Source organism: Candidatus Eremiobacterota bacterium (genome assembly GCA_031082125.1).
Lineage (GTDB): Bacteria > Vulcanimicrobiota > CADAWZ01 > CADAWZ01 > Ess09-12 > Ess09-12.
In genome coordinates this window covers 346,624-353,074 of record JAVHLM010000002.1, presented here as the reverse complement: position 1 = coordinate 353,074, position 6,451 = coordinate 346,624, and the positions used below count along the sequence as shown (strand labels likewise).

Below are 6,451 nucleotides of genomic sequence, written 5' to 3'. Positions count from 1 at the left end.
AGGGGCATCCCCGATTCTCTCTCAAGATTCCTTTTCTTCGTGCTTCTCCGGGGTGCAGACCAGATCAGGGGCATCCCCGATTCTCTCTCAAGATTCCTTTTCTTCGTGCTTCTCCGGGGTGTAGAGATGATCCGAGGCATCCTTGATCCCCTTCTTGAGCCTCTCTTTCATGATGCGGAAATATTCCTCGGTATTCTGGCGGACTTTGTCCATGTCAAGCTTCTTTTCCTTGCTTTCTTCAATGCTCAGGCCTATGCTCTTCATCTGGGCATCGCGCTTGATGAGCATGGAGATGGCCCTGCCCTCGCGGGTGATATAGGCCTCCTCTATGGCGAGGCGGGCCTTCTCCTCGGCGGTGATGCGCCGTGAGAGCGTCGAAAGGTATCCCATCCTGTCCTTGACATCTGAAATCGTGAGAGACTGGAGCTCATATCCCAGCCTTTCAAGCTCGGAGGTGGCGCGGTCCTTCACCTGGGCGGCGCAGCCGTTGACATCTTCAATAAGCCTCATCGGTTCAAGATCCTTGAAGGCTCTCCTGGAAGCTTCATCTATGATGGAGTTGACAAGGAGAAGCTTGTCCCTGAAATTGGCGGAAAGGAGGTTCCGGGCCGCTTTTCTCAGAGACTCCTCGTCGTCGCGGAGCCTTACCCTTGCCGTGCCCGAGACAGTCACATTGACTCCGCTCTTCACAAAGACCTCGGAGGCTTCGAACTTGACGGTAAAAATCTCCCGTGAGAGGATCAGGCCCTTCTGAAAGAGGGGGAGGACAAAAAGCCCCCGGGGGCCGGAGACTATCTTCATCAAGGAGCCGAGGCCATAGACCACGAGAGTCTCTCCGGGCCCTATCTTCCTGTAACAGAGAGCTATAATGGCACACACGATGACAAGGGCGCCGACTATGAGGAGCTTTGTAAGCACCGATCCCTCCTTAATTGAATCATGATTAGATTCTCTCAAAGAAAGGATACTCCTTTAAGGCATCATGCCGCTGCCGCATTGAGGTATCTTAGGTGCCACCGCTACTCTTTACTTTCTCCATGAGCTTTTTTGAGAGCTCCGGGGAAAGCCTTGTCATGCGGAAGAGGGTTGACCGCCTGCCCCCTTCTATGTCGGGGTTGAAAAACTCCCACACGATTTTCTTCCGGGGGGTAATCTCAAAAACCTTGCCCCTGTTGGTCTCTGTAATAAGAAGGTTGCCATTGCCGAGCTTCTGGACTGCGCCGCCTGCCGTTGAAAAAAATTCTTCGGGATCGGCACTCTTGTATTCATAGACTATTTTCCTGCTGAGGGGATCGATTTCCAGGATCCTGCTGTACTGGCGGTCCCTGTCTCCATTGTCAAAAAGAAGGAGGTGGTTGTCTTCCGTAAGGAAAGGGGAGTGCACATTGAGCACTTCCTTTTCACCCCATCTCCATTTCAGCCTGTTTTTCTGAGGATCAAGAATGGCGACATTATTTAACTGCCGCGAGCTTATAAGTATGTCCCCGGCCTTGCAGAGCCCGGGGATGGTGCGCTCGATCTTCTGGACAAAGTTGGAGTGAAAGACGTCGGCAGGGCTGCTGGGGATGGCGGGAGCGTTCATCTGAAGTATGAGTTCAAACTCACGCTCAGGGATAAGGGCTCCCAGGGAGTCATAGAGAGAAATGATCTTTTTCACCTTTCCCCCGGGGGAGAGGATCACGATGTTATCATTGAGAATCGGCACCATTACCCCCTTGTACTCTACCTCGGAGGGACTCCAGGCAATTGAGTAAATATCACCGTTCTTTGCCACTGAGAGCCAGTGATGATATTGCAGGTCGCTCGTCCAGAGCATGCGGGAGTCCCAGTCCATTTTCCCCAGCATGATTCCCACTTCAAGAAAATACAGGTCACCGTCGGGCTCCACCTCCACGTTCTCCCACTCGTTAAAGGAGCCGCTTCCCCACTTGTGGAGATAGTTCCCGTCCATATCCACAAGATACGCCTCGCCGTTCGTCTTGGAAGAGTATAGGTTGAGGCCTTCCTGGCATTTTCCCTTGAGGTGGGTCACTACTCCCATCTTGTTGGCATCGCGCTTCATGACAGGGACCCTCACTGCGTAGGGAAGGGTCAGCAGGCGCTTCTCCTGGGCCTGCTGATCGGTGGAAGGCGTCTTGAGGGGGGGAGGTCCCTTGGATGCCCGGGGAGTCTTCACGGCTTGAGGTGACTTGTGAGCCTGCGGTGATTTTGACGGCCGGGGCGCCTTTGTCGCTGCCGGTGCTGCCGTGGGAGGGGGAGGGTCTGAAGGCTGCAATGAGGGCGTGCTCAGCGCCACCGTGGCGTCGGGTGGAGAGGGCCTCTGGCCCAGATTGATCGAGAAGTCAAGGTCCTGCAAATCCCCGCCGAAGAGGAAAAACAGCCCTGCCGCGCCGCAAAAGACAACAAAAATCCAGAAGATTACCCTGATGTATTTCTCCTGGAAAAGTGATGTGTTCATAAGGGTAAATTGAAATAGGAATGATTATCCTGCATATTTCAATCTTACCCCTGAAAACCCTCTTCTGTAAAAAAAGGATTCTCTTTATCCCCTCTGAGGAAGCTCTATGATGGTAAGCTTTGCGCCGCTTTCGCCGCGGGCTTTCTTCTCAAGCTCGTCATAATTGGTGAGCTTCTTGAGAAGCTCATCCCAACGGCTGTGCTCCGCCATTTTCGTCTTCTCGTACTCTTTCATGAGCCCGAGGCTTACATCCTTCTGCCGGCGGGGGGCGTATACCGTCATCCCGTGGGAGCCCTCAAAGTCCTCGTCCGCCTGGTGCTGCTCGGCAACGACAGCTTTTTCCACGGCCTCGCGGAGGTTCTTCAGATCGGCTCTCACGTCCGCGTCGGTGATGGCCTGGTTATGCTCCAGCTTGTCCACCATGTCCACCATGTCCCTGAAGTCGTCATAGGGGTTGGACGGTGACCTCACGCTGTAGTGCTGCGTCTCCCTGAGCGACGCCCTCACGGCATCAAGATCAGCCTTCCCTTCAAGGATATGGCCTGCCAGCTGATCGGCGGCTTTTGCCACCTGCTCCATTGCGGCGAGATCGATCACCGAGAGGGTAAAGGTGGAGCGCTGGTTCACCGTTTTGGCCTCTTCGACGAAGACTCTGGCGATATCACCGGGATCGGTCACGCCTTCCGAGAGGGCCTTGTCCACCTTCGGCAGAATGGTCTTGTAGGGATAGCCGTTGCCCCCTATGACCTCTTCGGAGGCCACGAGGTACTTCGCCGAGTCCTTGAGCTCGTAGGCCACCTCCGCCTGGGCCATGAGGCAGCAGTCGAAGGCTATGATGTCGGGAGTCTTTCCCGTCTTTTCCTTTACCTTGTCAAAGGCCTTCCTTATGTCGGGGAGGCTCATCATGCTCCCGCGGTCCTCCTCGGCGCCGAGAAAGCCTCCGCCATGGTCGCTCATGAGCACTACATAATGCTTTGCAGGGTATTTCTTCATGCCCCAGATGATGAAATCCGCAAGCGTATCGGCCTTGGACATGTCCCTGAAGCCCATGTTGCCTACCTGCTTCGAGTTGATCCTCGAGGGATCTTCGTCATGGGACACTTCGTAACGCCGCGCTCCGCGCCAGAGCGGCTCATTGTTCACCTCGGTGTAATCAACCATTCCCGCCACAGAGCCGTAGTTTCCGTGGTTCAGTTTTCCCTCGCCTGCCATGGGCTCAAGGAAGAGAAGGGAACCCCTGCCGGGATCAGAGGGCGCCTGGCGGGCGCCTGCTGATGAGAAAAGCTCTATCCCCTGAGGGCCTGCTCCCCCTGTCTTCTTGATCAGATCGCCTGTAGCCGCCAGCACGTCACCGAGGAGGGAGGGGAGATCCATTCCGCCCTGGCTCATCGTCGAGATCGATCCCTGTCCCGCGAGGGCCTGCGCGTTCCTGCGGTCCTTTTCCTGCGTGGCGATCTGCCCCAGCATCTCGCTGGTGGTCTCCGCAATGACCTCCTTGAGGGGCTTCTGCTCGGCGGCAGCCTCACGGACGCTCCTTTCCGCGATGCGGTCAAGCCGATCCTGGAGGGCCGGGTTTTTCCTGAGAAGGACCGTGGCTATCCGCTGGCACATCGAGCTGTCCTTAAGGAGCTCGCCGTATTTTTCAATAAGGGAGGGATCGCCGACAATCTCCTGGAGGTTCTCCCTGAATTCACTGCTCCTGAATCCCTGGGAAAGAGCCTCGCCAAGAAAGGCCGCCGTGAGCGTCGAGGTGTGGTAACGGGAAAACTGGGCAGCCACCGAGTAGTGCTCCGAGGCGGGGACGCTCTCCATCTCCTTGAGGTCGTCAAGGATATACTCTTCAAGATTGTTGCTCCCGTCGAGGTACGTGAGAAAGACATATTCCTTCTCCTTGCCTTCAGGAGCCCCGGGAGAGCCATGGGGGGGCTTCTGCGGCGGTGCTCCCGGCTCATAAGCGTCCTGCGGGGAAGGCGCTTCTTCACTGCCTTGAAGGGCCGCGGGGGGGAGTCCTGCCTGGTGAGCAAGGTTCGGGGTGACAGGTGATATCGTGTGGTCCATCATGCGCTCCTCTCCCAATATGCTCTGTATATGGCTATAAACACTGCAGTTTAATTATACCACAGCGAAGACCCGCCCCGATCCCCTCTTGAGATTAACAATTTGTAACTTTTTCGCCTCCTTTGCGGCAGGCTCGAGGAATAACCCCGGAGCCATAGAATAGTATGTGTACGGGAGGATCACGCCATGATGAAAAAAATCGGCTCCAAGCCTGAATATGAGTTTCCCCCCCTCATCCTCATCCTGATGCGCCGCGAGATCCTGAGCAACGCCGAGGCGGTGTCCATAAGGAAGAAGATGGAGGAAGGGGGGCTCCCCCTGGAAAAAGTCCTGCTGGAGTACCTCGACAGGGAGGTCATTCTCAAGGCCAGGGAAGAGGAGTTCGGAAAGCGCTTCAAAGCCATCGACATAGTGAAGAACCGGCAGGACTTTGAAAAGGAAGCCACCGACTTCATCCCGAGGGAATACGTGAAAAAGCTCGGCGCCATCTGTCTCCAGAAACGGGAAAACACCATTGCCATCGCCATGGTGAATCCCGTTGACGATATGACCATCCACAGCATAGAGGATATGACTGGGTGCCAGATTAAAGCCCGCTATCTCTGCCTTGCCCAGGACCTGGAGCTCTTCTTCACCGAGGAGAAGCCCGAGGAACAGACGAAGGAACCGGAGCCTGCGGACCGTATCAAAGGCCCCCGCATCTTTGAAGACGCGGGGAATGAGGCCCTCATGACCTTCCGTCCCATTGTGGACGCCATTTTCAGGAAAGGGCTCGAGCTCTCTGCCAGTGACATCCATATTGAGCCCAGCAAGACAGGGATGAGGGTGCGGTACCGCATAGACGGCATTCTCCAGGAAGACCGGGAGATAGATGTGATCCTCGACAGGGAGGGGCGCACCAAGCAGCTCCTCCATGCCATCGTCAATATCATCAAGAACCGCTCGGGGGCATCGGGAAAGGACATGCGCCTGGATGAGCGTGAAAAGCCCCAGGACGGCAGGATCTATATCCCCGACAGGGACCTTGACCTGCGCATCTCCATCATCCCGTCGATGCACGGCGAAAGCGTCGTAGTGAGGATCCATTACCGGGAGATCGGGTCATTCTCGCTGGACAGGCTCGGCTTCGAGCACAAGGACCTTGATCGCTTTGCGAAGGTCATCGAGAGCCCCTACGGGATCATCCTTGTGTCGGGCCCCACGGGGAGCGGAAAAACCACCACCCTTTACAGCGTGATGCAGATCATCAACAACCCCCAGCGCAAGACCCTCACCATCGAGGACCCCATTGAGTATTCCATCGAAGGCGCCGTGCAGGCACAGACCAATGCCGCCAAGAACTTCACCTTTGACGAGGCCCTGAGAGTCTTCCTCCGCCACGATCCCGACATCATCATGGTGGGGGAAATCCGCGACGAGGCCACGGCCTCCATGGCGGTGGAGGCCTCCCTGACGGGCCACCTGGTCCTCTCGTCAATCCATGCCAACGACGCGGTGACGACCATCACCCGCCTTAAGGACCTGAGCGTGGACCCACGCCTTATCACCTCCACATGCCTTGCCACGCTGGCCCAGCGCCTTGTTCGCCAGAACTGCCCCCAATGCAGCGAGCACTTCACCTATTCCACGCGCCTCTACAATGCCTTTGAGAAGTACGCCATCACCTACGACCCCGCCGACATAAGGAAAGGGAAGGGATGCCCCAAGTGCAGCAATACAGGCTACTCGGGAAGGGTGGGTCTCTTTGAGCTCCTTATCATGAGCTACGAGATCAAGGAGCTGATCCTCCAGGATGCCTCACTTTTCGATGTGACCCAGGTGGCCGCCTCGCAGGGGATGAAGAGCCTCATCGAGGCTGCCCTCCTCAAGGTTGCCCGCGGCGTCACGTCGGAAGAGGAGATATGGCGCGTCACCCTGGCCCAGCAGTCCGCCTAG

4 protein-coding genes are annotated in these 6,451 nt (G+C 56.4%); 1 reads left to right on the top strand and 3 read right to left on the bottom strand.

The window, feature by feature from the left end; translation table 11 throughout:
- Positions 1-87: 87 nt before the first annotated feature.
- The 3 genes from RDV48_03880 to RDV48_03870 all read right to left on the bottom strand — a co-directional run bounded on the left by RDV48_03880 (position 88) and on the right by RDV48_03870 (position 4,519).
- Complete coding sequence (locus tag RDV48_03880) at positions 88-918, bottom strand: flotillin family protein (GenBank protein MDQ7821916.1); 831 nt, start codon at positions 916-918, stop codon at positions 88-90.
- Between the two features lie 88 nt (positions 919-1,006).
- Positions 1,007-2,458 carry an arylsulfotransferase family protein gene (locus RDV48_03875; protein MDQ7821915.1) on the bottom strand — a complete coding sequence of 484 codons (1,452 nt, stop codon included), beginning with the start codon at positions 2,456-2,458 and terminating at the stop codon, positions 1,007-1,009.
- A gap of 84 nt (positions 2,459-2,542) precedes the next feature.
- Positions 2,543-4,519 carry a clostripain-related cysteine peptidase gene (locus RDV48_03870; protein ID MDQ7821914.1) on the bottom strand — a complete coding sequence of 659 codons (1,977 nt, stop codon included), beginning with the start codon at positions 4,517-4,519 and terminating at the stop codon, positions 2,543-2,545.
- 183 nt (positions 4,520-4,702) lie between these two features.
- Between RDV48_03870 and RDV48_03865 the strand changes: the two genes are divergently transcribed.
- Positions 4,703-6,451, top strand: coding sequence for a GspE/PulE family protein (locus RDV48_03865; GenBank protein ID MDQ7821913.1), 1,749 nt, complete (start codon positions 4,703-4,705; stop codon positions 6,449-6,451).